Source organism: Curtobacterium sp. AB451 (assembly GCF_050585845.1).
Classification (GTDB): Bacteria; Actinomycetota; Actinomycetes; order Actinomycetales; family Microbacteriaceae; genus Curtobacterium.
The window spans coordinates 278692-304028 of sequence record NZ_JBOBQG010000004.1 but is presented as its reverse complement, the minus strand read 5'-3'; the positions used below and the strand labels follow the sequence as shown (position 1 = coordinate 304028).

25 protein-coding genes, 1 pseudogene and 1 riboswitch are annotated in these 25337 nt (G+C 72.6%); of the genes and pseudogenes, 9 read left to right on the top strand and 17 right to left on the bottom strand.

The window, feature by feature from the left end; translation table 11 throughout:
• Nucleotides 1–39: 39 nt before the first annotated feature.
• From ACQXVK_RS11380 to ACQXVK_RS11365, 4 genes are all read right to left on the bottom strand, one after another.
• On the bottom strand, nucleotides 40–549 hold the full coding sequence (locus ACQXVK_RS11380; protein ID WP_402269230.1) for a flavin reductase family protein: 510 nt from the start codon (nucleotides 547–549) through the stop codon (nucleotides 40–42).
• A 252-nt stretch (nucleotides 550–801) separates the two neighbouring features.
• Nucleotides 802–2325: an MFS transporter gene (locus tag ACQXVK_RS11375; RefSeq protein WP_402269228.1), complete on the bottom strand. Its 1524-nt coding sequence runs from the start codon at nucleotides 2323–2325 to the stop codon at nucleotides 802–804.
• 220 nt (nucleotides 2326–2545) lie between these two features.
• Nucleotides 2546–3568 (bottom strand): LacI family DNA-binding transcriptional regulator, encoded by a 1023-nt coding sequence (locus ACQXVK_RS11370; RefSeq protein ID WP_430853625.1) that lies wholly within the window; start codon nucleotides 3566–3568, stop codon nucleotides 2546–2548.
• Nucleotides 3547–5619: an aldo/keto reductase gene (locus tag ACQXVK_RS11365; protein WP_430853624.1), complete on the bottom strand. Its 2073-nt coding sequence runs from the start codon at nucleotides 5617–5619 to the stop codon at nucleotides 3547–3549. The genes ACQXVK_RS11370 and ACQXVK_RS11365 overlap by 22 nt, the downstream gene beginning before the upstream one ends.
• 184 nt (nucleotides 5620–5803) lie before the next feature.
• Between ACQXVK_RS11365 and ACQXVK_RS11360 the strand changes: the two genes are divergently transcribed.
• The 5 genes from ACQXVK_RS11360 (at nucleotide 5804) to ACQXVK_RS11340 (ending at nucleotide 9941) form a co-directional block, all read left to right on the top strand.
• Complete coding sequence (locus ACQXVK_RS11360; protein WP_430853623.1) at nucleotides 5804–7105, top strand: extracellular solute-binding protein; 1302 nt, start codon at nucleotides 5804–5806, stop codon at nucleotides 7103–7105.
• Nucleotides 7102–8142 carry a carbohydrate ABC transporter permease gene (locus tag ACQXVK_RS11355; RefSeq protein ID WP_430853622.1) on the top strand — a complete coding sequence of 347 codons (1041 nt, stop codon included), beginning with the start codon at nucleotides 7102–7104 and terminating at the stop codon, nucleotides 8140–8142. The genes ACQXVK_RS11360 and ACQXVK_RS11355 overlap by 4 nt, the downstream gene beginning before the upstream one ends.
• Nucleotides 8139–9062 carry a carbohydrate ABC transporter permease gene (locus ACQXVK_RS11350; RefSeq protein WP_022906222.1) on the top strand — a complete coding sequence of 308 codons (924 nt, stop codon included), beginning with the start codon at nucleotides 8139–8141 and terminating at the stop codon, nucleotides 9060–9062. Before ACQXVK_RS11355 ends, ACQXVK_RS11350 begins: the two co-directional genes overlap by 4 nt.
• Nucleotides 9063–9155: 93 nt before the next feature.
• Nucleotides 9156–9704 (top strand): TetR/AcrR family transcriptional regulator, encoded by a 549-nt coding sequence (locus ACQXVK_RS11345; protein ID WP_022906223.1) that lies wholly within the window; start codon nucleotides 9156–9158, stop codon nucleotides 9702–9704.
• 66 nt (nucleotides 9705–9770) lie between these two features.
• Nucleotides 9771–9941 (top strand): hypothetical protein, encoded by a 171-nt coding sequence (locus tag ACQXVK_RS11340; RefSeq protein ID WP_022906224.1) that lies wholly within the window; start codon nucleotides 9771–9773, stop codon nucleotides 9939–9941.
• Nucleotides 9942–10114: 173 nt separating this feature from the next.
• Here ACQXVK_RS11340 and ribH read toward each other — a convergent pair whose 3' ends face one another.
• The 7 genes and pseudogenes from ribH to ACQXVK_RS11305 all read right to left on the bottom strand — a co-directional run bounded on the left by ribH (nucleotide 10115) and on the right by ACQXVK_RS11305 (nucleotide 19378).
• Nucleotides 10115–10594, bottom strand: a complete 480-nt coding sequence (gene ribH, locus ACQXVK_RS11335) for a 6,7-dimethyl-8-ribityllumazine synthase (RefSeq protein WP_022906225.1) — start codon at nucleotides 10592–10594, stop codon at nucleotides 10115–10117.
• Between the two features lie 29 nt (nucleotides 10595–10623).
• A pseudogene (gene ribB / locus ACQXVK_RS11330) lies at nucleotides 10624–11292 on the bottom strand (3,4-dihydroxy-2-butanone-4-phosphate synthase); the annotation flags it as partial.
• Complete coding sequence (locus ACQXVK_RS11325; protein ID WP_430853620.1) at nucleotides 11292–11951, bottom strand: riboflavin synthase; 660 nt, start codon at nucleotides 11949–11951, stop codon at nucleotides 11292–11294. The gene ACQXVK_RS11325 and the pseudogene ribB, both read right to left, overlap by 1 nt.
• 89 nt (nucleotides 11952–12040) lie before the next feature.
• Nucleotides 12041–12175: riboswitch (FMN riboswitch) on the bottom strand.
• 193 nt (nucleotides 12176–12368) lie between these two features.
• A complete protein-coding gene (locus ACQXVK_RS11320) occupies nucleotides 12369–14804 on the bottom strand; it encodes a bifunctional lysylphosphatidylglycerol flippase/synthetase MprF (protein WP_430853619.1) in 2436 nt (811 codons plus the stop codon).
• Nucleotides 14801–16114 carry an alpha/beta hydrolase gene (locus ACQXVK_RS11315; protein ID WP_416396273.1) on the bottom strand — a complete coding sequence of 438 codons (1314 nt, stop codon included), beginning with the start codon at nucleotides 16112–16114 and terminating at the stop codon, nucleotides 14801–14803. The genes ACQXVK_RS11320 and ACQXVK_RS11315 overlap by 4 nt, the downstream gene beginning before the upstream one ends.
• A gap of 167 nt (nucleotides 16115–16281) precedes the next feature.
• The gene (locus tag ACQXVK_RS11310; RefSeq protein ID WP_430853618.1) at nucleotides 16282–17958 is read right to left on the bottom strand and encodes a chaplin family protein; all 1677 of its coding nucleotides are present in this window, start codon (nucleotides 17956–17958) and stop codon (nucleotides 16282–16284) included.
• 91 nt (nucleotides 17959–18049) lie between these two features.
• A complete protein-coding gene (locus ACQXVK_RS11305; RefSeq protein WP_430853617.1) occupies nucleotides 18050–19378 on the bottom strand; it encodes a hypothetical protein in 1329 nt (442 codons plus the stop codon).
• A 111-nt stretch (nucleotides 19379–19489) separates the two neighbouring features.
• Here ACQXVK_RS11305 and ACQXVK_RS11300 point away from each other — a divergent pair, with 111 nt between their 5' ends.
• Entirely contained in the window at nucleotides 19490–19921 is a 432-nt protein-coding gene (locus tag ACQXVK_RS11300) for a GNAT family N-acetyltransferase (protein WP_022908232.1), read from the top strand.
• A gap of 25 nt (nucleotides 19922–19946) precedes the next feature.
• Here the strand turns inward: ACQXVK_RS11300 and ACQXVK_RS11295 are convergent, their stop codons facing one another.
• Nucleotides 19947–20474 (bottom strand): Lrp/AsnC family transcriptional regulator, encoded by a 528-nt coding sequence (locus ACQXVK_RS11295; RefSeq protein ID WP_022908233.1) that lies wholly within the window; start codon nucleotides 20472–20474, stop codon nucleotides 19947–19949.
• A gap of 316 nt (nucleotides 20475–20790) precedes the next feature.
• Between ACQXVK_RS11295 and ACQXVK_RS11290 the strand changes: the two genes are divergently transcribed.
• Nucleotides 20791–21201: a phage holin family protein gene (locus ACQXVK_RS11290; protein ID WP_402269207.1), complete on the top strand. Its 411-nt coding sequence runs from the start codon at nucleotides 20791–20793 to the stop codon at nucleotides 21199–21201.
• 9 nt (nucleotides 21202–21210) lie between these two features.
• Here ACQXVK_RS11290 and ACQXVK_RS11285 read toward each other — a convergent pair whose 3' ends face one another.
• Together ACQXVK_RS11285 and ACQXVK_RS11280 are read right to left on the bottom strand one after the other, a co-directional pair.
• Nucleotides 21211–21717 (bottom strand): hypothetical protein, encoded by a 507-nt coding sequence (locus ACQXVK_RS11285; protein WP_022908235.1) that lies wholly within the window; start codon nucleotides 21715–21717, stop codon nucleotides 21211–21213.
• Nucleotides 21718–21754: 37 nt separating this feature from the next.
• Nucleotides 21755–22144 (bottom strand): DUF5997 family protein, encoded by a 390-nt coding sequence (locus ACQXVK_RS11280; protein WP_022908236.1) that lies wholly within the window; start codon nucleotides 22142–22144, stop codon nucleotides 21755–21757.
• Between the two features lie 33 nt (nucleotides 22145–22177).
• Here ACQXVK_RS11280 and ACQXVK_RS11275 point away from each other — a divergent pair, with 33 nt between their 5' ends.
• Both ACQXVK_RS11275 and ACQXVK_RS11270 read left to right on the top strand, forming a co-directional pair.
• On the top strand, nucleotides 22178–22939 hold the full coding sequence (locus ACQXVK_RS11275; RefSeq protein WP_430853616.1) for a LysR family transcriptional regulator substrate-binding protein: 762 nt from the start codon (nucleotides 22178–22180) through the stop codon (nucleotides 22937–22939).
• Complete coding sequence (locus ACQXVK_RS11270; protein ID WP_430853615.1) at nucleotides 22936–23406, top strand: GNAT family N-acetyltransferase; 471 nt, start codon at nucleotides 22936–22938, stop codon at nucleotides 23404–23406. The genes ACQXVK_RS11275 and ACQXVK_RS11270 overlap by 4 nt, the downstream gene beginning before the upstream one ends.
• A 1-nt stretch (nucleotide 23407) precedes the next feature.
• Here ACQXVK_RS11270 and ACQXVK_RS11265 read toward each other — a convergent pair whose 3' ends face one another.
• The 3 genes from ACQXVK_RS11265 to ACQXVK_RS11255 are packed head-to-tail and all read right to left on the bottom strand — an operon-like array spanning nucleotide 23408 to nucleotide 25321.
• Entirely contained in the window at nucleotides 23408–24217 is an 810-nt protein-coding gene (locus ACQXVK_RS11265; protein ID WP_430853614.1) for a DJ-1/PfpI family protein, read from the bottom strand.
• Between the two features lie 38 nt (nucleotides 24218–24255).
• On the bottom strand, nucleotides 24256–24873 hold the full coding sequence (locus ACQXVK_RS11260) for a DNA-3-methyladenine glycosylase I (RefSeq protein WP_022908239.1): 618 nt from the start codon (nucleotides 24871–24873) through the stop codon (nucleotides 24256–24258).
• Between the two features lie 40 nt (nucleotides 24874–24913).
• The gene (locus tag ACQXVK_RS11255) at nucleotides 24914–25321 is read right to left on the bottom strand and encodes a VOC family protein (RefSeq protein WP_416394892.1); all 408 of its coding nucleotides are present in this window, start codon (nucleotides 25319–25321) and stop codon (nucleotides 24914–24916) included.
• Nucleotides 25322–25337 lie beyond the last annotated feature (16 nt).

Here is a 25337-nt window from a genome sequence, read left to right as displayed (position 1 = left end):
TTCCTTTCGATCAGTGGTGTGCGGATGGTGCTCCGCGGCTCACGAGAGCCGGGAACGATCGGTGAGGGAGTGGAATTCCCGGTTGTGGTAGACCAGCGGCTCGCCCCGCTCGAGGCCGACGACGATGTCGAGGACCTCGGCGACGACGACGGTCGACGAGCCGATCGGCGTGGTCGACAGCGGTCGGCAGCGCAGGGCGCTCGCGGCACTCGGCAGGTAGCGGTCGCCGGACGGCAGGGTGCCCCAGATCGGGTCGTCGGCCGCCGGGCTGCCGGTGGAGGCGAAGCGACGGGCGAGGCCGACGCCGAGCGAGTCGACGAGGTGCACGACGAAGATCGGCGCCCCCAGCACGACACCGGCCGACCCGGAGTTGGTGGACAGCGAGAACACGAGGACCGGCGGGTCGATCGCGACGCTCGCGACACTCGACGCGGTGAGGCCCGTCGGGCCGTCGGGGCCTTCGGCGGTGATGACGGCGACACCGGCAGGGTGTCCACGGAAGGCGGCCTTGTAGGCGTCCGCGATGGTCGCCGGGGCTTCGTCGGGCATGGGAGTCGTCGTCGTTCCTTCGCTGGGGATGGCCGCGGCTGCGCGACCACGTCCCAACGTATGACCTCAACCAAGGTTGAGGTCAACGATTCCCAGGTTCGTCCGATCCCGGGCGTGCCGTGTGACCCCGCGTGACGTGACGATCGGCACCGCGAGCGCGACGTGGTGAGCAGGAATGGTCGGGTCGCTCGCGGGGACCCGACCATTCCTGCTCACCAAGCGCGGCTGCTCACCGAGCGCGGCGGCGCGGGGCTACCGGCGCTTCAGCATCACGACCGCACCGGCGGCCGCGACGACCATCAGGAGCGCCGCGACGCCGGCCGTGACCGTGACGCCGGAGTCGAACGCGGCCCGCGCGGACTCCAGCAGCGCCTGCCCCGCCGACCCGCCGAGGGACGACGCCGCCGACACCGCGCCGCCGAGGGTCTCCTGCGCGGCGGTGTGCGCCGACGACGACAGGCCGTCCGGCACCACGACGTGCGCGCGGTAGGCGGTGGCGAGGATCGTCCCGAGCACCGCCGTCCCGAGCACGGCACCGATCTCGTACGCCGTCTCGGACATCGCCGAGGCCGCACCGGCCTTGTCCGCCGGAGCCGTCGAGATGATGAGGTCGTTCGTCACGGTCTCGGAGGCACCGATCCCGATGCCGAGCAGGACGAACGCGAACGCCAGGGCCACGATCGAGGCGTGGTGCCCGAGGGCCGCGACCATGGCGTACGCGGCCGCCGAGAACAGCAGCGACACCGCGACGACCCAGCGCGGAGCGACCCGCGCGACGATCGGCACGACCGCGAGCCCGGCGACGATCGTGAGGACCGATCCCGGGACGAGCACGATGCCGGAGGCGAACGGGTCGAGCCCGGCGACGAGCTGCAGGTGCTGGGCGATGAAGAACAGGAACCCGGTCAGCGAGAACATCGCCGTCATGTTCATGAGCACGCTGCCCGTGAACGCGGTGCTCCGGAACAGTCGGAGGTCGAGCATCGGGGTCCGTGAACGGAGCTGTCGACGCACGAACGCGATGCCGCACAGCACGCCGACGGCGAGCATCGCGATCGCGAAGCCCCGCTCCTCGGGGTGCACGACGGACTTGATGGCCCAGGCGATCGGGGCGAGGGCACCGAGCGACAGGAACATGCTCGGCACGTCGACCGGCCCCGGGTTCGGGTCGCGGGACTCGGGGACGCAGAACGGCACGGCGACGAGCATCACGACGAGGATCGGCACCGCGACGAGGAACACCGCGCCCCAGTGGAAGTGCGCGAGGAGGGCGCCGCCGACGAGCGGTCCGAGCGCGTTGCCCGCCGCGAACATGGTCGACCAGACGGCCAGCGCCATCCGCCGCTCCCCTGCGTGCACGAAGACGTTGCGGATGATCGACAGGGTCGCCGGCATGAGCATCGCGCCGAAGACACCCATCACGATGCGGGCGGCGACGAGCATCCAGGCGTCGGTCGCGAAGGCCGCGGCGACGGAGAACAGCGCGAAGCCGCTGGCGCCGATGACGAGGATCCGGCGACGCCCGATGCGGTCGCCGATGCTGCCCATCACGACGAGGAGTCCGGCGAGGACCAGCGGGTACGCGTCGACGATCCAGAGCTGCGTCGTGGCGTCCGGGTTGAGGGCGCGGGAGATCGACGGCAGCGCGAAGCTCAGGATGGTGTTGTCCACCGAGATGAGGAGGACGGGCATCATGAGCACCGCGAGGGCGGCGAACCGGCGGGTGCGGCTGCCGGTGACGGCGGTGGCGACGGGGCTGGTGAGCAGGGCGGACACGGTGACTCCAGGGACTTCGAGCCGGACCAGGTCGACGGCGGTACTGACGAACGGACCGGACGGGGCGCGGTGTGGACACGCGTCGCGTCAGGACTCCGTTAGTGTACCGTCTGGACGGTGTTGGTTGCAAATGCAACTGACCGCCGGACAGGAGGGACGGTGCGGGCCCGCACCGCGCCTCCTGCCCGTCGCTGGTCGCGTTCGGGTCGGGGCCCGGTCGTCAGGCCGACTCGCGCAGGAGCAGCCGGTGCCGGACCGTGCGCTGCACCGCGTCACCCTGACGCGGCAGCTCGCCGGCGAGCATCCCGAGGGCGAGGTCGAGCGCCTCGCGCGCGACCGCGTCGAGGTCGACGGCCAGGGTGCTGAGGGTCGGAGACACGAGCGAGCCGAGCGGCAGGCCGTCCACCCCCACGACGCGCACGTCTCCGGGGACGTCGACGCCGGCTCGCCGGCACGCCTGCAGCACGCCGAGGGCCATGACGTCGTTGAAGGCGAGGATCGCGTCCTGCCGCCGCCGGCGCGCGAGGATCCGGGTGGTCTCCTCGGCACCGCACTCCGCCGTGCCGTGGTCGGCGTGCACGAGCTCGGGGAGGTACCCGCGCCGCTCCAGGGCGTCCATCATGAGGGTCCCGCGGACGCTCGCGTGCCCCGGCGACGAGTTGTCGAGCACCACCGGGTGCCGGACGCCGGTGGCGACCAGGTGGTCGGCGAGGACCTCGATCGCGTCGGCGGGGTCGATCCAGACGGCGCCCGTCGCGGGCTCGGAGTAGGGGTCGAGCTCGACCATGGGTACGCTGCCGAGGAGCTCCCGCCAGCGCTCGCGCCGCGAACCGAGGTACCCGATGACGACGTCGGTCTGCGCGCCGAGCGCCTGCACCATCCGGTCGGCGTCGCTCGCCAGGTCGACGTCGGCGAGCATGACGTTCCAGCCCTGCTCGGCGGCGAGCCGGAACACGGCCGAGGCGAGCTGCGGGGTGTACGGGTTGCGCAGGTCGTTCACGACGAGCCCGAGCTGGTGGTCGCCGCCGGTGACGAGTCCGCGGCCGAAGCGGGACGGCCGGTAGTCCAGCGCCTCGGCGGCGGCGAGCACGCGCTCCTTCGTCGCCGCGCTGATGCCGGACATGCCGTTCATCGCGCGGGTGACCGTCTGCCGGGACACCCCGGCGGCCGCGGCGACGTCGATGATCGTCGCCCGGCCACCGGGTGCGGGAACGGGTTCGGTCAGTCGCGGAGGTCCAGCCATGCCACCTGTTCCGGAGTGAGGTCGACGGAGAGGCCGGTCATGGACGACCGGGCTTCCGCGATCGTACGCGGTCCGAAGAGCGGGAAGGTGGGGAAGGGCTGGTGCAGGACGTACGCGAGGGCGATCGCCGTCGCCGGCACCCCGAACCGCTCACCGAGCTCCGACGCACGACGGAGCCGCTCGAAGTTCTCGTCGCTGTAGTAGCAGCGCACGAGCTCGGCGTCGCTCGTGTCCTCCGGCTTCGCACGGCCCGTGAAGAACCCACGCGCCTGCGAGGACCACGGCAGCAGCGGCACCTGACGCTCCTCGAGCCACTGCTTCGACGCCGCGTCCGTCGCGTGGCGGCACCCGGCCCACGGGACGTCGTACGCCTCGGCCAGCCCGAAGTGGTTGCTGAGGACCTCGAACTCGTGCCTGCCGTTCGCCCGGGCGTAGGCGTTCGCCTCGTCGAAGCGCGCAGGTGTCCAGTTCGACCCGCCGTACACGCGGATGCGTCCGGCGCGACGGTGCTCGTCGAGGACGTCGACGAACTCCCCCACCGGGATGTCCTCGTCGTCGCGGTGCATCATGTAGATGTCCGCGTAGTCGGTGCCCTGACGCTCGAGGCTCTCGAGCAGCTGGCGGCTGAGCGACTCCGGGTCGCAGAACGGCGTGTGCGCGCCCTTGGTGATCACGACGACGTCCTCGCGGACACCACGGTTCTGGATCCACTTGCCGAGCCGTCCCTCGAGCACACCACCGCCGTAGATGTACCCGGTGTCGAAGACGTTGCCGCCCTGCTCGACGAACAGGTCGAAGATGGCGCTCGCGTGCGCCAGGTCGGGCTGGTTGTCGACGCCCATGACCAGGCGGGACATCCGCTTGCCGACACCGGCGACGTCGCCGTAGCGCATCGGGTTGTCCGCGCGGTCCGGCTCGTGCGCGGCGACCGTGAGCGGACGGCCGCTGACGGTGGGGATGTCGGCGGTCTCGGCCTCGAACGGGAAGCGCAGGCCGATCGCCGCGCGCCACCGGTCGAGGGTGCGCGCGGTGGCGAGGGACTCGTCGAGCGTGAACTCGGGGGCGTCGACGCGACCGGCCGCGAGGGCCGCCGTGGTCGCGTCGGCCTCGAGCGCGTAGGGGCGCGCGCCGGCGAAGGACAGCGTGCGCGGATCCTCGTCCACCGTGCTGACCTCGATGGTGGGGTCGTCGCCGAGGGTCCACGGATCGGTCAGCGTGATCTTCCCGGTGGTGCCGTGCACGACCACGGCGTTGTCGTCCTGCACGCGGACACCCGTGCGGAGGTGGGCCGTGATCCGCCGGTCGCCGACCCCGCGGTAGGTGGCGTCGGCCGTCGTCCACTCGTCGACCCCGGTCGGACCGAGCGTGCCGGTGGCGACGAACTCGACGGGCTCGGCGACGGCCACACCGGTCGCGGCCTGCACGATCGCGGCCGTCATGGTGACCGGGTACCCGCCGACGTCGAGGATCCCGCCGCCGGCCGTGTCGACGTCGAACAGCCGGCCGGACCGGGTGCCCGCGCGGAACGCGAACGAGGCATCGACGTGCGTCACGGTGCCGATCGCGCCCTGGCGGACGAGGTCGAGCAGGGCCGCGGTCTGCGGGTGGAAGCGGTACATGTACGCCTCGAGCAGGGGCAGCCCGGCCTGGCGTGCGGCATCGGCGAGCGCCATCGAGGTGCCGTGGTTCGGCGAGAGCGGCTTCTCGCACAGGACGGCCTTGCCCGCAGCGAGCGCCGCCAGGACGAGGGCGGCGTGGCCGGTGTGGACGGTCGAGACGTAGACCGCGTCGACGCGCGGGTCGGCGAGCACCTCGTCGTAGGACGCCGCGGTGACGTCGGCGAACCCGTGGTCGCCGGCCTCGGCCGCGAACGCGCCCGCACGCTCGGTCGACGAGCTGCCGGCGGCGACGAGGGTGGCGCCGACCGCGCTCGCAGGCAGCTGGGAGAGGAAGCGGCGGGCGATCCCACCGGGGCCGAGGACGGCCCAGCCCGGGGTGTCGTGCTCGCTCGTGGAGCTGCTGCTGGCGGTGGTCGCGGTCTGCGCTGACATGCGGATCCCTATCGTCTCGTGAACCTTCACGGTCCCGACGACCGTACCTGTCAGCCTCCGCCCCTGCAACGATGTGGATGCTTGACACGGCGTGTCGGCCGGGGCATGCTCTGACCACTTCGTGAGCGTTCACGGTCGAGCGCTCCACGGCTGCACCATCTCAACGACGAGAGCAGGTACTCCAGTGACAGCACCAACGCACAGGCTCAGCAGGAGGGGGTTCCTCGCCGGCGCAGGCGCGCTCGGCGCACTCGCCTCCGCGACCCTCCTCGCCGGGTGTTCCACCGGCACCGCCATCTCCAAGGACCCGGACGAACTCGTCCTCTGGTACTGGAACCGGTCCCTCGACCCGAAGTTCCTACAGCAGGCCGCCGGGGGCATCAGCGGCCACGAACCGATGCGGCTCCGGCCGGACCTCATCGGCGGGGCGTCCTACGACACGAAGTTCCGGACCGCGCTCGCCGGCAACGCGTTCATCCCCGATGTCCTCATGGTGAACTCGAACTGCTGGCTCTACTTCCCCGACGAGGACCTCTTCACCGACTTCGCCCCCTCCGCCACCGAGCAGTCCGCCTACTACGACTGGAAGCTCTCGCTCGGCCGGACCCCGTCCGGGCGGCAGTGCTTCTGGCCGGTCGACACCGGTCCCACCGGCTTCTTCTACAACCAGGAGGTCCTGCGGAAGGCCGACCTCCCCACCGACCCGGTTGAGGTGAGCGCGGCGATCCAGACCTGGGCGGACTTCCGGACCTTCGGCAAGCAGATCAAGCAGCAGACCGGCGCCGCGACGATCATCACCGCGACACAGCTCTTCAACCAGTTCGTCTCCGCGAGCCCGACGCGGTACTTCGACCGCGACGACCAGCCGCTCTACCACGACGACGACAGCTCGATCCGGAAGGCGTGGGAGAACGCCGTCGAGTCGATCCACGCCGGCATCACCGCCAACCTGCAGTCCGGCACCGACCAGAACGCCGGATGGGTCGCGGGCCGGGTCGCCGGGCAGATCGAGGGCGCGTGGTGGACGCAGATCATCCACGACACCGCACCGGACCTCTCCGGCAAGTGGCGGATCGCCCGCCAGCCCGAGCGACCCGGGAACAGCGGCGGCTCGTTCCTGGCCGTCCCGAAGTCGTCGAAGGACCCCGAGGCCGCGGTCGCGTTCGCCAAGTGGATCACCCGGCCGGACATCCAGTCCCACACCTACAACGACATCCAGCTCTTCCCGTCGACCCCCGCGTCGTTCGAGAACGGCATCATGCGGAACCCCGGCGAGTTCTTCGGGGACCAGAACCCGCTCGACTTCTTCAGCAAGGCGGCCCCGGAGGTCCCCGTGACGTACATCTCGAACTCCGAGCGGTTCATCGGCGCCTTCGCGACCGAGATCACGAACGTCGAGTCCGCCGGCAAGGACCCGGAGCGCGCCTGGAAGGACGCGCTCGACCAGACCGACCGGGTCCTCGCGAAGCGCGGGGTCGCCGCATGAGCGCCCCGGTCCGCGAGCAGACCGCCACCACCGCGAACCCCGTCGTCGGGGGCGTCCCCACCGCGTCGATCTCGACCGCGGCGACCGGGCACCGGTTCAGCCTGCGCCGCTTCTGGCCGCAGTACGTGGCGATCGCCCCGTTCTACGTGCTCTTCCTCGTGTTCGGCCTGTTCCCGATCGTCTTCTCGATCGTGCTGTCGTTCACCGACTGGGACGGCGTCGGCTCCCCCGCGTTCGTCGGGCTCGCGCAGTACCAGTACCTCGTCAGCGACCCGCGCTTCTGGAACGCCGTCGCGAACACCTTCATCATCTGGATCATCTCGACCGTCCCGATGCTGTTCCTCGCGCTCGTGCTCGCGTTCCTGCTGCACGGCAACATCCGGGCGAAGGGCTTCTACCGGGTCGCGTTCTTCATCCCGAACGTCACGAGCATGGTCGCGATGGCCATCGTGTTCGGCTCGGTGTTCTCGGACGGGTTCGGGCTCGTCAACGCCGCCCTCCGCGCCGTCGGTGCCGATCCGGTCGGCTGGCTGTCGTCGTACTGGGGCATCAAGGTGACCATCGCGGTGATGGTCATCTGGCGGTGGACCGGGTACAACGCGATCATCTACCTCGCCGGGCTGCAGTCGATCTCGACGGAGCTGTACGACGCGGCGAAGGTGGACGGCGCGAACACGTGGCAGATCTTCACGCGGATCACGATCCCGATGCTGCGGCCGGTCATCCTCTTCACGGTGATCACGTCCACGATCGGCGGGCTCGGCCTCTTCACGGAGCCGCAGATCCTGTTCAACGGACAGGCTGTCGGTGGACCGGACGAGGCCGGCATGACGATCGTGCTCTACCAGTACGACCAGGCGTTCAACCAGTTCGACTTTGGGTACGGCTCGGCGATCGCCTGGGTGCTGTTCTTCTTCTCCGTGGTCTTCGCGATCATCAACTGGCGACTGCTCAGTGAACGCGACGGGCTCAAGACCCCTCGGCGACTGCGCACCCCGCGCACCGTCACGACCAGCGCGAAGGGATCCCGCGCATGAGCGCCGACACCGCACCCCGGACCACGAACACCGCCGCCGCCCTCGGGCGACCGAACACGGTCACCGACCGGCCCGACGACCACCGCCGTGGGTTCCGGCACGGCTGGGTCGGACGGCTCGTCACGCACCTGTGCCTCGTCGTCGGCGTCGTGCTGTCGATCTTCCCCTTCTACTGGCTGCTCGTCATGTCGACGTCGTCGAACGCGCAGATCTTCGGCTACCCGCCGTCGCTGTGGTTCAGCGACCACACCATGCAGAACCTCGCCACGGTGTTCAGCAGCGTCGACATGCTCCGGGCGCTCGGCAACACCGTCGTCGTGGCCGGCAGCACCGCGGTCCTCGTGATGCTGTTCGACTCGCTGGCGGCGTTCGCGTTCGCGAAGTACGAGTTCCCGTTCAAGCGCTCCCTGTTCACCGTGATGCTGGCGACGTTCCTCGTCCCCGGCAGCCTGTCGCTCGTGCCGAGCTTCGTGCTCATGGCGAACCTCGGCTGGATCGGCGGACTCCAGGCGCTCATCGTCCCCGGGGCGGCGAACGCGTTCGGCATCTTCCTCCTCCGCCAGTTCGCGACGGGGTCCATCCCGAACGAGGTGATCGACTCCGCCCGCGTGGACGGCGCCGGGTTCTTCCGGACCTGGTGGTCGATCGCGGTGCCCATGCTCCGCGGCGGCCTGGCCTTCCTCGGCATCTTCACCTTCATCACGGCGTGGAACGACTACGTGTGGCCGCTCATCGTGCTGATCGACCCGAAGGGCCAGACGCTGCAGGTGGCGCTCGCCTCGCTGAGCTCGGTGAACGCGACCGACCTCGGCTCGGTGATGGCCGGCGCGGTGATCAGCGTGTTCCCGCTCATCGGGGTGTTCATCATCGGCTCGAGGCACTTCATCGCGAACATCGCGGCGGGGGCGCTGAAGGGCTGACCAGACCCGCAGGCGCCGCGGAGGATGGCCCGCGGCGCCTGCGCACCCGTGCGCTGCACACGCGTCGCGCGCGTCCCATGGCAGACTTCCGGCATGGCAAGCGCCCGCGATCGTGTCCTGGACAGCTTCGTCGCCATCGTGTGCGAGGAAGGAGAGCGTCCGGCGACCCTCGACGCCGTGGCCGCCCGGGCCGGGGTCTCCAAGGGTGGACTGCTCTACCACTTCGGCTCGAAGGCCGCCCTGGTCGAGGGCCTGTGCGAGCGCCTGTCCGACCTCTCCGCCATCGACGTCGACCGCATGCGTGACGCCGAGGACGGGGCCGCCCGTTACTTCGTCCGGAACTGCCAGTTCGTCGGCAGCGAGCTCGACCTCGCCCTCCTCGCCGCGAGCCGCCTGCAGCAGGCCGGCTACGAGGAGGCCGGCCGGACCCTCGACGACACCGAGAACGCCTGGCTGGCGACGCTCGTCGACTCGCTCGGGGACGCACCCACCGCGCAGGCGATCAAGCTCCTCGGCGACGGGCTGTACCACGCGGCGTCGCTCGGGGCCGCGAGCGACGTGCGACCGGACCGCGCATCGGTGGACATGGAGTCGCTCCTCGCCGTCGTCGACCGCCTGATCGCCACCCGTCCCGGCGCGTGAACCGCGATCCCCGCTCCTGGGGATAGACTGGGTCCGATCCACCCGCCTGATTCCGGAGGTACCACTGTGGGCCGCGTCATCGCCGCTGTTTTCTCGATCCTGCTGCTGCTGGTTTCGATGTACCTGTTCGGCTTCGCGTTCCAGGTGAGCTCGGGTCAGGCGTTCATCTTCATGGGCGGCGTCCTGCTCATGTGCCTCTCCTTCTTCCTGCCGATCCACGTGTTCGGCAAGCGGTAGCCAGCACCACCGCACACGCACGGCCCCGCACCTCTCGAGGTGCGGGGCCGTTCGTCGTCCAGGCGTGCAGCGTCGAACCAGGTTTCCGACATCGCACCGGGCGCGACCCGCTGTTCGATGTCGGAAACGTGGTTCGATAACCCACCGGCGGGGGGCCAGGAGGCGCGGGTCGGCTACGCGAGCACGCGCAGCCGGCGCAGGGTCACCGCCGTCGACACGGCGGCGTGCACGGCCTCGGCACCCTTGTCCTCCTTCGAGCCGGGCAGCCCGGCACGGTCGATGCCCTGCTGCTCGTCGTCGAGGGTCAGCACGCCGAAGCCGACCGGCTTGCCGGTGTCGATCGCGACGCGCGTGAGTCCGCTGGTCGCCGCGTCCGAGACGTACTCGAAGTGCGGGGTGCCGCCGCGGATGATCACGCCGAGGGCGACCGCCGCGTCGAAGCCGGCCTCGAGGGCGGCCTTGGCGACGACGGGCAGCTCGAAGCTGCCAGGGACGGGGATGACCTCTGCCGAGGCACCGAGGCGTTCGACCTCGCGCTGCGCCCCGGCGAGGAGGCCGCCGGCGATCTCGTCGTGCCACTGCCCGGCGACGATCGCCACCCGGATGCCGCTGCCGTCGACGTGGTCGCGTTCCGCCGCGCCTGCTCCGCTCATCGTGCTGTTCCTTCCGTGGGTGCGGACTCCGCCGCCGCCCGGTCTGCCGCGTCCAGCCACTCGGCGAGTGCGGCGATGGTGATGACGGGCACGCCGGCGCGTGCCCCGAGTCCGAGGAGTCCCGGCAGGCGCATCATGCTGCCGTCCTCGTCGACGATCTCGCAGATCGCCGCGGCGGGGCGCAGCCCCGCGGCGGTGACGAGGTCGATCGCTGCTTCGGTGTGCCCCGCACGCTCGCGGACGCCGCCCGGCCGCGCCCGCAGCGGGACGACGTGCCCGGGGCGGTGCAGGTCGTCGCGGACGGACGCCGGGTCGGCGAGGACACGCAACGTGCGGGCACGGTCGTGCGCGCTGATGCCGGTCGTGACGCCGACCGCGGCGTCGACGGTGACGGTGTAGGCGGTCCCGCGGACGTCCTCGTTGTGGACGACCATCTGCGGGAGGTCGAGGGCGTCGGCGATCTCGACGCTCACCGGCGCGCAGATGAAGCCGGACGAGTGCGCCACGGTCCAGGCGATCCACTCGGGGGTGGCGAGCTCGGCGGAGAGGATGACGTCGCCCTCGTTCTCACGGTCCTCGTCGTCGGCGACGATCACCGGACGCCCGGCCGCGATGGCGGCGATCGCCTCGTCCACGGTCGACAGCCCGAGGGCGCCGGGCGTGGCCGCCTGCGGGACCGGACGTGCCCCGGCGACCATCACCGTGCCTCCTGGCCGAGCGCAGCCGTCTCGAGCGGCCGCACCGCGGCGTCGAGCCGCAGCATCCGCCGGACGTGCCGGGCGAGGACGTCGGTCTCGATGTTCACGCGGTCCCCCGGGACGCGCGCGCCGAGGGTCGTGGCCTCGAGCGTCTCGGGGATGAGGCTGACCTCGAACCAGGCGTCCGCGGCCGGGGTGTCCTCGGTGGACACGGCGCTGACCGTCAGCGAGACGCCGTCGATCGCGATCGAGCCCTTGTCGACGACCAGGGGGCTGAGGTCCGGCGCGAGCGAGAACCGGACGCGCCGCCAGCCGTCGCCGTCCGCGGTCTCGAGGACGGTGGCGGTGCCGTCGACGTGCCCCTGCACGATGTGCCCGCCGAGCCGGTCGCCGACCGAGGCAGCACGCTCGAGGTTGAGCCGGTCGCCGACGGCGAGCGCCCCGTGTGCGCTCATGTCGAGCGTCTGCTTCATCACGAAGGCCGTGAAGGTCTCCGGGGTCTGATCGACGACGGTCAGGCAGACGCCGCTCGTCGCGATGGAGTCGCCGTGTCGGGCGTCCTGGACCACGATGGGCCCGCGGACGGTGAGCGCGACGGAGTCGCCGTGCTGCTCGACGGCGGTGACGGTGCCGAGTTCCTCGATGATGCCGGTGAACACTGGTGTCCTCTCAACGGGACTCCGGGGGTGTTCGACGATCGTCGGCATCGACGGACGGACGCACCACCTGCGTGGTCACGTGTCGTCCGCCAGCGCGCCTCCCATCCGGACTTTCACCGTCGGTCCCGGAATCCCACCGGGTCAACCTCTGCCGGGTTCGCACCCGTCATCAGTTCGTGGACTGTCACCACCGGTTCGGACTTGCACCGACCCCGGAGCGCTTGCGTACCGGGAACGATACCCCAACCAGGTGACGGACACGTTGCGCCGGTTCCGCGGACGTAACCGGACGTCGCGCGCCCGCGCCTGCGGGCCGGGAGGCGCGGTGCGGCCGGTCCACACGGCCCGCGTCCCCCGGTCGGTGCCGTGGGCCGCGGGGCGGGCCACCGCCGCGCCTCCCGGCCCCGCGTGGCGCGCTCAGCCGCGTCCGCGGGCCAGCGCCACCGCCTGCCGGAGCGACAGGTCGGGCAGGTACGCGCGGACCACGGCGATCCCGATCGACGGCAGCGCGACGGGGTCCGGGTAGGCGAGCACGAGCGGGTGCAGGTCGGGACCGAACTTCTGCTTGAAGCGCAGCAGCGACCGGAACCCGTACACCGGCTCGAGCACGCCGCCGACGAGGTCGAGCAGGCTCTGCGCGCCGTCCGCCGGCTGGGCGCTCTCGGCGGCCTGGGCGAGCGGCGCGGCCGACAGGCTCAGCCGCTCGATCCCGTCCTCGCGCATCCGGTCGGCGGCACTCGCGACGAGGAACTCCATCACCCCGTTCGGAGCGGCCGGCGTGCGACGCATGACGTCGAGCGTCCAGGCGACGACCCGGCCGTCGCGGTGCCCGGGCAGCCAGCTCGTGACCGCGAGGACGGTGCCCTCCTCGTCCTGCGCGACGAGGGTGCGCACGGCGGGGTCGCGCATCTCGTCGACCCCGCCGAGGGTGAAGCCCATCTCGGGGAGCTCGCGCTCGGCGACCCACTCCTCCGAGATGGCCTCGATCTGCCTCGTGGTGGCCGCCGGCAGCTGCTGCCAGCTCGACCAGGTGGCGGTGAGGCCCTCGCGTGCCGCCTTGTTCACCGAGGTCCGGACGTCCTGCTTCTTCTTCCCGCTCGTGGTCCAGGTGCGGGGGTCGAAGTCGGCGTCCTCGGCGACGGGGAGGGTGCCCCACCCCTGCGCCGTGAGGACACCGGCCGTCTCCGCACCGATCCCGTAGAACACCGCGGTCCACCCGTTGTCGTCGCACCACCGGGCGAAGGCGGTCATCGCGGCCGCTCGCGCGTCGGGCCAGCCGAACGGCCCGCCGACCGTCACCGCGACCCGGCCGTTCCGGCGGAAGGCGACGCCGGCGCGACCGTCCTCGGCGAACCAGTAGGCGTTCCCCTGCCAGGTCGTCATCCAGCCGAAGGCGTCCCCGCCGCCGGCGACGAGCAGGGCCCGGGCGCGCTCGCGGTCGGCGTGCGTCGCGTCGGCGTCCGCGTCGGGCTCGACGGCGCCGGTCGGCCGGACGGCGGCGATCGCCACGACCGTCCAGAGCACCGGTCCGCTCAGCCCGAGCACGAGCCGTAGCGCGTGGTCGAGGGACGGCAGCCGGTCCCACGAGCTGACCGGCGCGAGGGGTCCGAGCACGGCGAGCGCCAGGCGCAGCGGGTCCTCGACGTGGTGCGCCGACGACGCCGCGACCACGAGCACCACGACGACGAGGCCGATGGCCGCCGCCCCGACGGTCACCGCGAAGGTCACGACACGGCGTCGACTGGTGAGGACCGTGAACGACCGCCGCAGCAGGACGAGGACGACGGCGGTGCCGAGCGGGACGACGATGGACGCGACGATCGACACGTCCGTGACGAATGGGTCCTGGACGCCGTGCAGCGCGACGGTGCGCCCCGGGACGAGGCCGTACGTGATCGCCGCGGCGACGGCGGTCACGGTGTCGACGACCACCACGAGCCACACCGCGAACCGGCTGCCGCGGAAGAGTCCGAGGCCGCCGACGACGAGCACGAGGAGCGGCGCCACGGCGAGCAGGAGGGTCCAGGGGCTCGTCGTGTGGAACGTGAGGAGGCCGCGGAGGCACTCCCCCGGCACCCCGTCCGACCGGCAGCCCCGCACGGGCGACACCGGCCCCTGGCCGACGACCGCGGCGATCGGCGCGAGGAGCCCGACGCGCGCGCGGGAGACGAGCGCGATGACCGGGCCGACGGCGGACACGAGCACGGCGGTGCCGAGCAGCACCCGGGTCTCGCGGTGCGAGCTCCGCACCCAGCCCTGCCGCTTCGGGGTGCGGCGGAGGAGCTCGCCGAGCACCCAGCCGGCGGCCGCGGCGAGGACGGCGGACAGGTCGGAGACGTGCCCGGCGTACAGCAGCAGCGCGGCCACCACGGCCAGCGCGTTCACCCGGATCCGGCGGCGCCACAGTGTGCCCGCGAAGGCACTCGCGGTGACGACCGTGCCGACGATGGCGGTCCACGGGTCGAAGCTCGTGGCCCGGCCGAGCACCATCGGCACCGCACCCCGACCGTCGAGGTCGACGAGCACGGCGAACGCGGCGATCCCCGTGCCCACGATCGTCGTCACCACGAACGCCAGCGCCGTCCGCCACGATCCCATCAGCCGCTCCGACGACCCGACGAGGACGACCACCCCGGCGAGCGTCATCAGCAGGGCGAGGACGCCGGTCGAGGCGGCGAAGACGCGGAACGGCCCGAACACCGTCGCCTGCGCGCCGTGCTGCAGGCGGAGGACGAACGCGAGCGTCGAGGTCGCGAGCACCAGGACGACGATCGCGGTGGTGACCGGACGCGTCACGACGAGGCGGCGGACGGTCGACACCGCCTGGGACACCCTGCCGGTGGCGGCGCTCACAGCGGACCGTTCGCGGGGAGACCGAGGTGCGCGAGCACCGACGGCAGACCGTGCGCGAGGACGTACCGCACGGTGTTCCAGTCGTGCGCCGAGCCCGGCGACACGACCAGTTGCGTGCTGATGCCCTCAGCCTCGGCCGCTGCCCGGAGCGTGGCGGTGGACGCCTTGTACGGGGCGTCGTCGCCACCGACCCCGAAGACGACGAGGTGGTCGGCGTAGCGGCCGTGCGCGCGCATCTCGGCGATCGGCGTCGCCGCGTCGTACGCCGACCGGGACCCGTCGAACCCGACCGCGATGGTGTGCTGCAGGCTGCCGTTCTTCGGTGCGAGCTCGCTGGAGATCGCCAGGGTCGACCCGAAGACGTCCGGGTGGGCCGACGAGAACTGCATCGCGCACGTCGCCCCTTCGGAGAACCCGACGACGCCCCATCCCGAGGGCGCGGTGGCGACCGCGAGGTGCTTGCGGATCCAGTCGACGGTGTCGGTCATGACGTAGGTCTCACTGCGGCCGAGGCGCCGGGAGTCGACGCACATCGGGTTGCGGTTCGGCGCGCCGAGCTGGTCCGGCGCGACGACGATCGGCGCGAGGCCGTCGTGGGCTGCAGCGTACCGGTCGAGGTACTGCCCCATGTTCCCGGTCTGGAAGAGGTCCGACGGCTCGCCGGGCTGCCCGGAGAGCGCCACGAGCACGGGGAGCGCCGGAGCGTTCTGCACCTGGGCGGCCGGCGGCAGCCAGACGACGGCCTTCCGTGCGTGGAAGTGCGAGATCGTGCCGGGGATCTTCACGCTGAAGGTCTCGCCCCGCTTCGGCATGTCCGCGGGTGCGTGCCAGTCGTGCAGGTCGACCAGCCGCTGCACCGTCGGGTTGCGCTCGGCGAGGTCCCGGGTCTTGTAGGGGTTCGTCGCGATGGCCTGCTCGACGTTCTTGTAGAAGCCGAAGTCGACGTTGACCCCGAGCCCCGCCGCGAGCAGCAGGCTCGCGGCCGCGGCGACCGCGACCACCCGACCGGTCCAGCCACCCTGCACGAGCAGCACGACGAGCAGCAGCAGGCCGGCACACGCGAAGGCGACCCACATGCGGGTCACCGGGGTGAAGGCGACACCGAACGCGTCCTGGACGTCCCCGAACCACCAGACGAGCGCCAGCCCGACGGCGGCACCGACCACGAGGGCGGCGACCCGGACGAGCACCCGGCCGAGCGACCTCGGCCGGGCGAGGAGCGCCCACACGACGAGTGCGGCGGCGATGACGTCGACCGGCACGAGGACGTTGGAGCCCGTGATGGGGATGCGCAGGAGGTCGTGGAACACGCTCTCATCGTGGCGCTGCCCCGCTGCCGGGCGGCCCCGGAGGCGCTTCTGCTCCGCACAGGTTCACCATTGTCGGCTCCCAGGCAGCCTTCGGCATGCGTCCAGCTGTCCGCGGACTCGGGTGTGAGGGGCACCGCGGCACGGTGCCCCTCACGGTCCGCCCGACGTCAGTGCTGCCGGCGCAGCACCATGGTCGCCGCTCCGGCGAGGAGCAGCAGCAGGGCGAGGGCCGCCGGGAGGGCCGGCGACGGCGCTCCCGTGTACGCCAGGGCCGGCTGCGTGCCCGGCCCGTCCGCGGCGGCCTGGGCGACGGTCGCGGTGCCGGTCGTGGTGGCGACGAGCGTCGCGGTCCGGGAGGCGCTGGTCACCGCGGCGACGTCGGTCACCGTCGCGGGGGCGGTCACCGTTCCGGGTGTGGTGCCGTCGCCGGCGCCGGTGCCGGTGCCGCCGCCGGGCGTCGTGCCGTCACCGGGCGTGGTGCCGTCACCGGGTGTGGTCCCGTCGCCGGGGTCGGTGCCGCCACCGGGCGTCGTACCGTCACCGGGGTCGGTGCCGCCACCGGGCGTCGTGCCGTCACCGGGGTCGGTGCCGCCACCGGGGGTCGTGCCGCCACCGGGCGTGGTGGTGGTGCTGGTGCCGTCGCCCACGATGCCGATCCCGTTGCCGCCGACGGTGATCGGGAGGCTGATGACCGGCGTGACCTGGCTGCCCGACAGGAGTCCCCCGTCACCGGAGGTGGATTCTCCCGTGGTGGGCGTCGTGGTCCCGCTGGTCGGGGCGGACGAGCCCGAACCCGAGCTCGTGCCGTCGCCGAGGACGCCGATGCCGTTCCCGCCGATGGTCACCGGGACCGACACCACCGGCGACACCTGCGTGCCCGAGGCCGTGCCGTCCGCACCCGAGGTGGAACCACCCGCGGCCGGTGTGGTCGTCGCGGTCGCCGGGGTCGCTGCCCCGGTCGAGGTGCCGTCGCCGAGCAGCCCGATGCCGTTGCCCGACACCGTCACCGGCACCGCGACCGGACCGAGGACCTGCGTCCCCGAGAGCACTCCGTCGCTGCCGGAGGTCGAACCACCAGCGGTCGGCGTCGTGGTCCCGGTCGCCGGGCTCGTCGAACCCGTGCTCGTCCCGTCACCGACGAGGCCGATGCCGTTCCCACCGATCGTCACGGGGACCGACACCACCGGGGACACCTGCGTGCCCGAGGCCGTGCCGTCCGACCCGGAGGTCGAACCACCCGCGGTCGACGTCCTGGTCCCGGTCGCCGGAGCGGTTGCCCCTACCGAGGTGCCGTCGCCGACGAGGCCGATGCCGTTGCCCGACACCGTCACCGGGACGGCCACCACCGGCGCGACCTGCGTGCCCGACGCCGTGCCGTCCGAGCCGGAGGTCGTCGGCGCCGCGGCGGGTGCTGCAGCCGGAGCAGCCGGAGCAGCCGGGGCAGCAGCGGGTGTTGCGGCAGCGGCAGCGTCGCCACCGACCGCGATCGCGTTGCCCGAGACCTGCACGGGCGCGGTCACCGCGGGCACCACCTGGGTCCCGGACGCGATGCCGTCAGCGCCCGACGTGGACGGCGACGCGGCAGGAGCCGGAGCCGAGGACGACGGTGCGGCCGGAGTCGCCGGCGCTGCGGGTCGGGTGACCGACGACACGGCGTCCCCGAGGACCCCGAGTGCGTTGCCGGTCGCGGACACCGGCGCGTCGATCGACGGCGCCACCTGCGTGCCCGAGGCGGTGCCGTCCGCACCGGAGGTCGTCGCCGCGTTCGCCGCGACCGCACCCCCGAGCGTCAGACCGCCGACGAAGAGGGCGAACCAGAGCCCTCTCGAGACGTACTTGTTCATGATCGTTGCTCCCTGATCGAGATGAGATGTGGGCCGACCGCGGGAGGCGGCCGGTGGTGCGTGCCTGCCGTGCCGGACAGGCGCACCGATCTCAGTCAGGGGCGACGTCGTGCTCGCCGACGACCGACGCGGGGACGGCGTCGTCGGAGAGGGTGCCGCGTGACCCCGCGGCGAGGGAGACCTGGTCGTCGGAACCGACGATGCCGACGGCTGCTGCCGACCCGGCGGAACCGGCAGCGCTGCCGCCGAGGGCACCCGCTCCGGAGGGGTCCGCGGGGCCGTCGAACGTGACGCCGTGCCCCACCGGGACGAGGAGTGCCCGCCCGCCGTACGTCGCGTCCCGAACGGTCGACGCCGAGGCCGAGGCCGCGGCCGTCGGGTCCGCGGACACGGAGCCGCCGGACGCGGGACGGTGCGCGGCAGGTTCGGGGACGACGGCCCGGGCGCCGGCAGCCGCGGTGTGCGGTGCGGAGGCCGTCAGCGGCGGGACGGACGCGACGGGGGTCGTGGACCCGCCGCCCACCGGGCCGGTGGGGACGTCGACGACGGGATCCGCGCCTCCCGGCAGGACGCCGTCCACCGTCGGGGGCAGGTCGGTGACGACCTGCGGGACCGAGCCGACGACCGCGCCGACGCCGCCGAGGGTGTCGTCCACGAGTCCGACGACCGGGCCGGTGACGGTCCCGAGGGTGTCGTCACCGAGCACGGAGCGGACGACCGGGACGCCGCCGACCACGCCGTCGAGCGTGTGCACGACGGTGGTGACGGGGCGCGCGTCGGCGAGGGTCCGGACGGTGCCGGTGACGGGATCGAGGACCCGCGCGACCGTGTCGGTGACGGGCCTGGAGGCGCTGCTCGCCTCCCCGGGTCCGGCCTGCGGCCCGGCGGTGGTCGCGCCGGTCGGCGCCGCGGGCGCCGTGTCGGTCGGCGCCGCGGGCGCTGTGTCTGCCGGCGCGGCGTGTGCGGCCGAGGTCGGGGCGGGGGCCGCTGCGGGTGCGGGTGCTGCCGGAGCGGGGCTCGACGACTGGGCGGAGGCGGGCGCGTGCAGGGCGGGAGCCGGCGCGTGCGCGGCGGGAGCGGGCGCGGCGGGAGCGGCGTGCGTCGGTGCGGCAGGGGCGGCGTGCGTCGGTGCGGCCGGGGCCGGAGCGGCAGGTGCGACAGCCGTCCGGACCGGATCGACGACCCGCTCCACGGTGTGCCCGACCCCGCCGGCGACCCCGTGGACCGTGTCGCCGAGGCCGTCCACGGCCCCGCCGACCAGGCTGCGGTCGTGCGACTGCGCGGGCGTCGATGCGGACGCCGCCGAGGCAGGTCGCGCCCCGAGGACGAGCGAGAGCAGCACGAGGGCAGCCGCGATGCCGACGCCGAACACGACGTACCGGAGCACCACGCGCCAGGGTGCGCGCAACGGCTGGTCCATGCGCTCACCTCCTGATCTCGGCTGCGCACGTAGAGTGGTTGTCCGGCAATGTACGCCACTCGGTTCCGGATCGCATCCCGTTTCGGAAGAAATCGTCAGGAAAGGCCGGTCTTGGTCTCGATCTTCAACGCCCCCACGCGCAACCTGGACGTCGTCACGCTGCACGAGATCCTGCGCCTCCGGCAGGACGTGTTCGTGGTCGAGCAGGCCGCCGCCTACGCGGACATCGACGGCCGCGACCTCGAGCCCGGGACGCTGCAGTTCTGGGCGGGACAGGGCTCGGTCGACGCGACGCTCCGGCTCCTGCGCGAGGAGGACGGGACCGAGCGCATCGGCCGGGTCGCCACCGCGAAGGCCGCCAGGGGGCAGGGTCTGTCCTCGCGCCTGATGGAGGCCGCGATCGCCGAGGCACGGTCGGCGCGCATCGCGATCGACGCGCAGGCACACCTCGAGCAGTGGTACGCCCGCTTCGGGTTCGTGCGCTCGGGCGCCGACTTCAACGAGGACGGGATCCCGCACCTCCCGATGACCCGGACGCGCTGAGCCGCCCCGGTCAGAGGCTCTCGGGTCAGGCCCGCCAGCGCCGGAGCTCGTCGAACGAGCGGCCCTGCTGCGCACGGTCCGCGACGAGCCGTTCGAACACGATGTTCGTCTGCGTCGTCGCGACCGACGGGTCGCCGCTCAGCTCGTCGGCCACGAAGTCGCGCAGCTGCTCGGTCGACGTGCACGCGATGTGCACGAGGAAGTCCTTGTCGCCCGCGAGGAACGACACGTCCTGCACGACGGGCACCCGGAGCAGGCGCTTCGCGAAGTCCCGGAGCTCGTGGCGTGCGGCGGCGTGCACCCGCACCGAGACCATCGCCTCGATCGCGAAGCCGAGCCGGGCCACGTCGACGTCGGCCCGGTAGCCGCGGATCACCCCGGCGTCCTCGAGCGCCCGGACCCGCGTCAGGCACGTCGACGGTGCGATGCCGACCGCGGCGGCCAGCCGGTTGTTCGGGATGCGGGCGTCGGCGGCCAGGGTCCAGAGGATCCGCTCGTCGACCTCGTCGAGGCGCGGCACGGGGTCGGGGCGGCGGACGTGGCGATCGGACACGGCTCGACGCTACCGCGCCCCCGCACGACCGCGCGTCGACACGTCCGCGCCCCACACGTCAGCGCGTCCGGCAGGCCCGCCAGCGCATGGCAAGACCGTGGTCTTCTCGGTGTGTGACCGTTCCGGTTCGCGATCCTCGGGATCCGCGAACCGGAACCGTCACGCGCCGGACGGAACCTCCCCGTCCGCGCCGCTCCTGGGAACCCGCCGCTCCTGGGAACCCGCCGAACATGCGGACCGCCCCTGTGACGACCACCACCTCCGACGCGTCACCCTGGTGGGCGCGGACGATCGCGCCCCAGGAACTGGAGACACCATGAGCACCGACCACGACGACACGACCACCGGCAAGCCGTCCTTCCGTGACACCGTCACGGCCGGGCTCGTGCAGAAGGCGCTCGAGCCGGTGCTGCGTGCTGTCCGCGACGAGGTCGCATCGGCACGACGTGAGATCGGTGAGCGGGTCAGCGGTGCGAAGTCCGGACTCGTGCTGACCGGCGTCGCCGTGGCCTTCGCGCTGACGACGCTCGTCCTGCTCGCCGGCTTCGTGGTGGCGCTGCTCGCCCTCGCGCTGCCCGTGTGGGCGGCGACCGGGGTCACGCTCGTCGTGTTCGCGGTCGTGACCGCCGTCCTCGCCGCGGTCGGGGTCCGGGGCATCCGTCGCGGTGTCCCGCCCGTGCCGACGGACACGATCCACGAGGCGAAGGACCGGATCACCGGGGCCTGAACGACGTCACTACATCGCGAGCGTCATGCCGACGACCGCGACGGTCATCGCGAAGACCTCGCCGCTCCGGACGGCTCGGCGGTCGTCCCGTGCCCACTCGTACCGGAGCAGCCACCCGCTGAAGGCGCAGTAGCCGATGACGCCCGCGCCGAGCACCGCACTGAGCGCGATGCCGTGCGCCGCGTGGTCGTCGGCGAGACCGGTGGCGTGCCCCATCAGGAGCATGCCCGACATCACGACCGCCGACAGTGCACGGTGGACGTCCATCGGCTCGGCACGGCGGCCGTCGGCGCGGCGGCGGCGCATGACCGGCAGCGGCGCGAGCAGGAGCAGCACCGTGGCTGCGAGGAGCGTCCACACCGCCCCGGCGTGCACGACGGGCAGGAGCATCGCGACGAGCATCACCGCCGCCGGCACGATCACGCCGGGGCGCGGTCGGTACCGGTCCCCCACGACGCAGCACACCGACGCGAACTGCGGCACGACGAGCATGGCGTCGGCGACGGTCTCGTGCACGGCGTGTCCTCGGGCGGCGGGGTGGTGCGGGGTCGGGTCAGTCCTCGGCGCGGGAAGCGGCCTTGGCGGCACGCTCCTGCTTCACGCGGGCGTTCTCGGCGTGCACCGCGGCCTGGGTCGCGCGCTCGCGGACGAGCCACTCGGGCTTCTGCTCGAGCAGCGTCTTGATCTCGGCCGTGGTGAGCGGTTCGTCGATGCCCGCACGGGTCAACCCGGAGATCGACACGCCGAGCTTCTGCGCCACGACGGGTCGCGGGTGCGGTCCGTCGCGACGGAGGTCCTCGAGCCAGGTCGGGGGTTCCGTGCGGAGTTCGTCGAACGCGGTCCGGCTGATCGGCGCGTCCCGGAAGGTCTCCGGGGCGGCCGCCAGCAGGATGCCGAGCTTCTTCGCGGCCGTCTCAGGCTTCATGGTCTGTTCCTGCGCCATGGACACAAGGGTACGGCCCCTATGCTCGGTTGCATGACCGCGGCACTCACCATCGCCTTCGTGCCGGGGGTGTCCCCTGCGAAGTGGGCCCGCGTCTGGCGCGAACGCTTCCCCACGATCGAGCTCCGACTCCGCCCGATCGGCGCGGACGAGGTCGACGCCGCACTCGCCGGCGAGGCCGACATGGTCTTCGCCCGGGTCCCCGTCTCCGACGTGCACAACGCCATCCCGCTCTGGACCGAGACCGCCGTCGTCGCGATGCCGAAGGACTCCCCGCTCGCGGACCTCGGCGAGGTCGACCTCGCCGCGACCGACGTCCACGTGGTGGACCCCGGCCCGGTGCCGGCCGACGTCGACGCCACCCTCGACCTGGTCGAGGCGAACGTCGGCGTGGCCGTCCTCCCCCAGTCGCTCTTCCGAGCCGCGAGCCGCAAGGAACTCGTCAGCCGCACGCTCGTCGGCTCGTCCGGCACCCGGATCGTGCTCGTCTGGCGCACCGAGGACGCGACCGACACGACCGAGGAGTTCATCGGCGTCGTGCGCGGACGCACCGCGAACAGCTCGCGGGGCGAGCAGGACCAGCCCGGAGGCGCGGCTCCGGACGAGAAGACCGGGTCGCGTCCGGCGAAGGGCGGCGGCAAGGCCGCACCGTCGAACGCGAAGACGGTCGCGAAGCGGGGCGCCACCAAGGGCACCGGTGGCAAGAGCGGCGGCGGGAAGAACTCGACCGGGCGCGGCCGCGTCCAGCGCGGCATGAAGGGCAAGCCGAAGCGCGGGTCGAAGGGCAACCGGTGACCGACACGCACCTCGTCCCGATGCCGACCGAGCGGCTGCCCGGCTGGCTCGAGAGCACGATGACCGAGTACGTCGCCTCCCGGATGCGCGCCGGCGAGACCCGGGAGCGCGCCGAAGCGAACAAGCAGGAGTCCCTCGACAAGTGGTTCCCGGACGGTGCGCCGCTGCCGGACCACCTCGTCTGGGACGTCACCGACGGCGTGGGAGACGTCGTCGGGTACCTCTGGATCGGGCCGTTCGCCCCGGGCAGCGCCGAGTGGTGGGTGTTCGACGTCGAGATCCACGAGCCGTACCGGCGCCGTGGACACGCCCGCCGGGCACTCGAGCTCGCGCACGAGGCCGCCCGCGCACACGGAGCCCGCTCGATCGGCCTGAACGTCTTCGGCTACAACACCGGTGCGCAGGAGCTGTACGAGCATCTCGGCTACGGCGTGACCGCGACGCAGATGCGCCTGCCGCTCGACTGACTCAGCGCATCACGGCCGCAGCGGCGCGTGCGACGCGCTCGCCACGGGACTCCTCGGCGGCGGCACGGGCGGCCGTCACCACCCGGGTGTCCGCGCGGACGGCAGAGCCGGCGTCGAACGGTGGCTGGGGGTCGTACTCGATCTGGAGCTGGATGGCCTCGGCCGCGGGGCGCCCGGCGAGCTCGGAGGCGAGCCACAGCGCCATGTCGATGCCGGCGCTGACCCCGGCCGCGGTGACGATCGCCCCGTCGTCGACCACGCGGTCGTCCACGGGCTGCGCGCCGAACGCCGCGAGCATCGGCTTCGACGCCCAGTGCGTCGTCGCACGCTTGCCGGCCAGCAGCCCGGCCGCGCCGATGACGAAGGCACCGGTGCAGACCGAGGTCACCCAGGTCGCCCGCTCGGCCTCGCGCCGGACGAAGCCGATCACCGCCGGGTCGAGCATCGCGTCGAAGGCTCCGTCGCCACCGGGGACCACCAGCACGTCCGCCGGGCTCGCGTCCGCGATGGTCGTGGTCGGCACGAGGGACAGGCCGCAGTCGCTCGGGACCGGGTCGAGGGTCGCCGCGACGTACTCCACGCGTGCCCCGGGGACGCGGGACAGCACCTGCGCGGGCCCGGTCAGGTCGAGCTGCGTCAGGCCCGGGAACAACAGGAACGCGATGCGGACCTCGGCGGGGTCGTGCGCCGGGGTGCGGGCATCGGCGTCGCCGGTCGGCTCGGGCGTCGGGACCTCGGCGTCGAGCGGCACCTCGACCACCTCGGACCCGACCGGGTGCACGGGGCGGACGCGCGGGTTCTCGGAGCTCATGGGGCGACCCTAGCCCTGCTCGCCCGGACCCGACGGGGTCAGGCCCAGACGCCGGAGGTCCCGCGCCGATGGCTGCCCACGAGGTGCGTGTCGACGATGCCCAGCGCCTCCATCAGCGCGAACATCGTGGTCGGTCCGACGAACGCGAAGCCGCGCTTCCGGAGCGCCTTCGACAGCGCGACGGACTCGTCCGAGGTCGTCGGGACGTCGGCGAAGGTGACCGGTTCCGGCGTCGCCCGGGGCCGGAACGACCACACGAAGTCCGACAGGCCGCCGTCCTGCCGCAGGGCGATCGTGGCGTTCGCGTTCGTGATCGTCGCGAGGATCTTCGCCCGGTTCCGCACGATCCCCGCGTCCGCCATGAGCCGTGCGACGTCGTCCTCGCCGAAGGCCGCCACCGTGTCGACGTCGAAGTCCGCGAAGGCCGCGCGGAACGCGGGGCGCTTCGCCAGGATCGTCCGCCACGAGAGCCCGGACTGGAACGCCTCGAGCGACAGCCGCTCGAACACGCCACGCTCGTCGCGCACCGGCATGCCCCACTCGGTGTCGTAGTAGTCGCGGAGCAGTGCGTCGCTCGACGCCCACACGGGCCGGGCGAGGCCGTCGTCACCCACGACGAGGTCGGACGGGGGTGCGGCGACGTGCTCGGAGCTCATGGCACCATCCTGGCCGTCGCCGCCGACACCCGTCCCCCGGTCATGCGGCGGGCGGGCCGTCCTCGACCGCCTGCTGGTCCATCCACACGTACTCCCAGCGGTGGCCGTCGGGGTCGAGGAAGCTCCGCTGGTACATGAAGCCGAGGTCCATCTCGGGGCGGTCCTCGGTCCCGCCGGCGCCGACCGCCGCGTCGACGATCCGGTGCACCTCGTCCTTCGAGGGGGCGCTCAGCGAGTTGATCACCTCGATCGTGTCCGCGTCGGCGATGGCCTTCGTGGTGAACTCGGCGAACTTCGGGTGGGTGAGCACCATGACGCAGATCGTGTCGCTCACCACGACGCACGCCGCGGTGTCGTCGCTGAACGCGGGGTTGATCGAGTAGCCGAGGGCCTCGTAGAACGCCTTCGATCGTTCGAGGTCGGCGACGGGCAGGTTGATGAAGACCATCGTGTCCACGGGAGAT

Coding starts and splice junctions, on each gene's coding strand:
- ACQXVK_RS11380 (WP_402269230.1), bottom strand. CDS start 549: ATGCCCGACGAAGCCCCGGCGACCATCGCGGACGCCTACAAGGCCGCC.
- ACQXVK_RS11370 (WP_430853625.1), bottom strand. CDS start 3,568: ATGGCTGGACCTCCGCGACTGACCGAACCCGTTCCCGCACCCGGTGGC.
- ACQXVK_RS11365 (WP_430853624.1), bottom strand. CDS start 5,619: ATGTCAGCGCAGACCGCGACCACCGCCAGCAGCAGCTCCACGAGCGAG.
- ACQXVK_RS11355 (WP_430853622.1), top strand. CDS start 7,102: ATGAGCGCCCCGGTCCGCGAGCAGACCGCCACCACCGCGAACCCCGTC.
- ACQXVK_RS11350 (WP_022906222.1), top strand. CDS start 8,139: ATGAGCGCCGACACCGCACCCCGGACCACGAACACCGCCGCCGCCCTC.
- ACQXVK_RS11345 (WP_022906223.1), top strand. CDS start 9,156: ATGGCAAGCGCCCGCGATCGTGTCCTGGACAGCTTCGTCGCCATCGTG.
- ribH (WP_022906225.1), bottom strand. CDS start 10,594: ATGAGCGGAGCAGGCGCGGCGGAACGCGACCACGTCGACGGCAGCGGC.
- ACQXVK_RS11310 (WP_430853618.1), bottom strand. CDS start 17,958: ATGAACAAGTACGTCTCGAGAGGGCTCTGGTTCGCCCTCTTCGTCGGC.
- ACQXVK_RS11305 (WP_430853617.1), bottom strand. CDS start 19,378: ATGGACCAGCCGTTGCGCGCACCCTGGCGCGTGGTGCTCCGGTACGTC.
- ACQXVK_RS11290 (WP_402269207.1), top strand. CDS start 20,791: ATGAGCACCGACCACGACGACACGACCACCGGCAAGCCGTCCTTCCGT.
- ACQXVK_RS11280 (WP_022908236.1), bottom strand. CDS start 22,144: ATGGCGCAGGAACAGACCATGAAGCCTGAGACGGCCGCGAAGAAGCTC.
- ACQXVK_RS11275 (WP_430853616.1), top strand. CDS start 22,178: ATGACCGCGGCACTCACCATCGCCTTCGTGCCGGGGGTGTCCCCTGCG.
- ACQXVK_RS11265 (WP_430853614.1), bottom strand. CDS start 24,217: ATGAGCTCCGAGAACCCGCGCGTCCGCCCCGTGCACCCGGTCGGGTCC.
- ACQXVK_RS11260 (WP_022908239.1), bottom strand. CDS start 24,873: ATGAGCTCCGAGCACGTCGCCGCACCCCCGTCCGACCTCGTCGTGGGT.
- ACQXVK_RS11255 (WP_416394892.1), bottom strand. CDS start 25,321: ATGGTCTTCATCAACCTGCCCGTCGCCGACCTCGAACGATCGAAGGCG.